Below are 2,156 nucleotides of genomic sequence, written 5' to 3'. Positions count from 1 at the left end.
TCCCCCCCCCGCCCGAGCTCCCGTGCGGCCGCGGAGCCGCCCCCCTACCGCGCGCGTGCCTTGCGGCCTCCCACCTTGGGATCGAGGCGCCGCAGCAACATCATCGCGATGCCGGCGTAGACGAGAATCTGCGCGCCCAGGATGGCGATGTTCGTGTACCAGACCCTGGGTTCGGACTTCCAGAGCGGATCGGGCTTGTCGCCCTTGTCCGGCATCTGCGTGATGACGTCGACGCTGCCCGCCGCCGCCGAGAAGGCCCAGCGGGCCGGTGCGATCCACGACACCTGCTCGATCACGAGCGCCCCCGTCAACGGGAACAGCGCGCCGCACAGGACGACCTGGACGATGGCGATGACCACCAGCAGGGGCATGGTCAGCTCGGGAGTGGACACCAGGGCGGAAATCACCAGGCCGAGCGCCATCGCGGCAACCGCCGACAAAACCACCGCGAGGCCGATCTCGACCATCGGCGGGGCCACCACCCCCTCGTCGGGCATCTTCTGCCCGGCCAAGGCGACCGCGGTGAGCGCGATGCCCTGCAATGCCGCGATCAGCCCGAGAACCAGCAATTTCGAACACAGATATGCGGATACGGACAATCCCGCACTGCGCTCGCGCTGGTAAATCGCGCGTTCCTTGATGATCTCGTTGACCGCCGTCGCCGAGCCCATGAGTCCGCTGATGACGAACAGCACCAGAAGTTTGGTAAGAATGTCCTGGTTGGTACCCGGCTCGGCGACGAATTTGCCTGGAATCGCCTGGCAGAGCGCACCCAGCAGAATCGGGGCGGCCAGCAACAAAGCCAGGTATTTCCGGTCCGACGCGATGACCGACAGATAGCGCCGCGACAGCGTCGCAAGCTGCGATCCCCAGCTCTGCGGCTTGGGCGTCTTGACCTGCGCCCGCTCGGCCTGCTGCGCGGGCGCGGCGGCGGGTGCGAGGCCGCTTTGCACATAACGCGCGTGCGCTTCCGATTCGCGGAACCGGGCCGCGAGCGTGACGCCGTCCTCGCGGTTGAGCATCTTGAACGCGTCGCGCCAGTTCTCCTTGCCGAAGTACGCCAGGGCCTCGCCGGGCGGGCCGTAGTAGGCGACGTACCCGCCGGTGACCAGCACGAGCAGGCGGTCGCACACCTCCGCGCTGTCCAGGTCGTGCAGAACGGTGATGACCGTGCGTCCGTCGTCGGCGAGGTTGCGCAGGTTGTCCATCAGGTCGCCGGCCGAACCGACATCGAGCCCCGACGTGGGCTCGTCGAGATACAGCAGCGACGGCTTCGTGAGCAGCTCGACCGCGACGCTGACGCGCTTGCGCTGCCCGCCGGAAAGCTTGTGGATGGGCAGTTCGGCGCGCTCGGTCAGGCCGAGGTCGGCGATGACCTCCTCGACGCGACGGGCGCGTTCGGCCTTCTCGGTGTCGCCGGGGAAACGCAGGCGCGCGGCGTAGCGCAGCGCCTGACGTACCGTCAACTGCTTGTGGAGGATGTCGTCCTGAGGCACCAGACCGATGCGCTGCCGCAGTTCGGCGAACTGCGCGAACATGTCACGGCCGTCGTAGAGCACGTTGCCGCTGCTCACCGGAAGCGAACCGGTCAACGCCTTCAGCAGCGTCGACTTGCCCGCACCCGAGGTGCCGACGACGGCGAGCAGCGTGCGCTCGCCGATGGGGAACGACACGTCGTGCAGCAGCGTCTTGTCGCCGGCCTTGACCTCCAGGCCGTTGATGTGGAGCGACACCTCGCCGGTGTCGATGAACTCGCGCAGTTCGTTGCCGTCGAGACGGAACGTCGCGTGGCCGATGCCGACGATGTCGTTCGCGCCGAGGATCTGCCGCTCGACCGGGACACCGTTGACATATGTCCCGTTGTGGCTGCCGAGGTCGGCGATTTCGTGGCGGCCCCCGGGCGTCGTGCGCAGCTCGGCGTGGTGGCGCGACACCATCAGGTCGGTCAGCACCAGGTCGTTGTCGAGCGCGCGACCGATGCGCAGCGTCTTGACCGGGATCTGCATGACGACGCTGGGACGCCGGTCGACGCTCGGCCGGGAGTCGGCGTACGGCCCCGGCACGATGTTGGCCCACGCCGGTGGCCCGCCGGCACCATCCGGCGGTGACGGCGGCGGAGGCACCGACGACGCGCCGCCCCGGCCCGGGCCGGGGCC

At 68.7% G+C, this 2,156-nt stretch carries 1 protein-coding gene; it reads right to left on the bottom strand.

Annotated elements, in window-relative coordinates; genetic code table 11:
- Positions 1-44: 44 nt before the first annotated feature.
- Positions 45-2,156, bottom strand: a 2,112-nt coding sequence (locus ACRX5W_RS09200; protein ID WP_436787462.1) for an ATP-binding cassette domain-containing protein, incomplete at its 5' end; no start/stop codon positions are given.

This window comes from Yinghuangia sp. YIM S10712 (genome assembly GCF_051388935.1).
Lineage (GTDB): Bacteria > Actinomycetota > Actinomycetes > Streptomycetales > Streptomycetaceae > Yinghuangia.
This window is presented reverse-complemented; position numbering and strand designations above follow the sequence as displayed.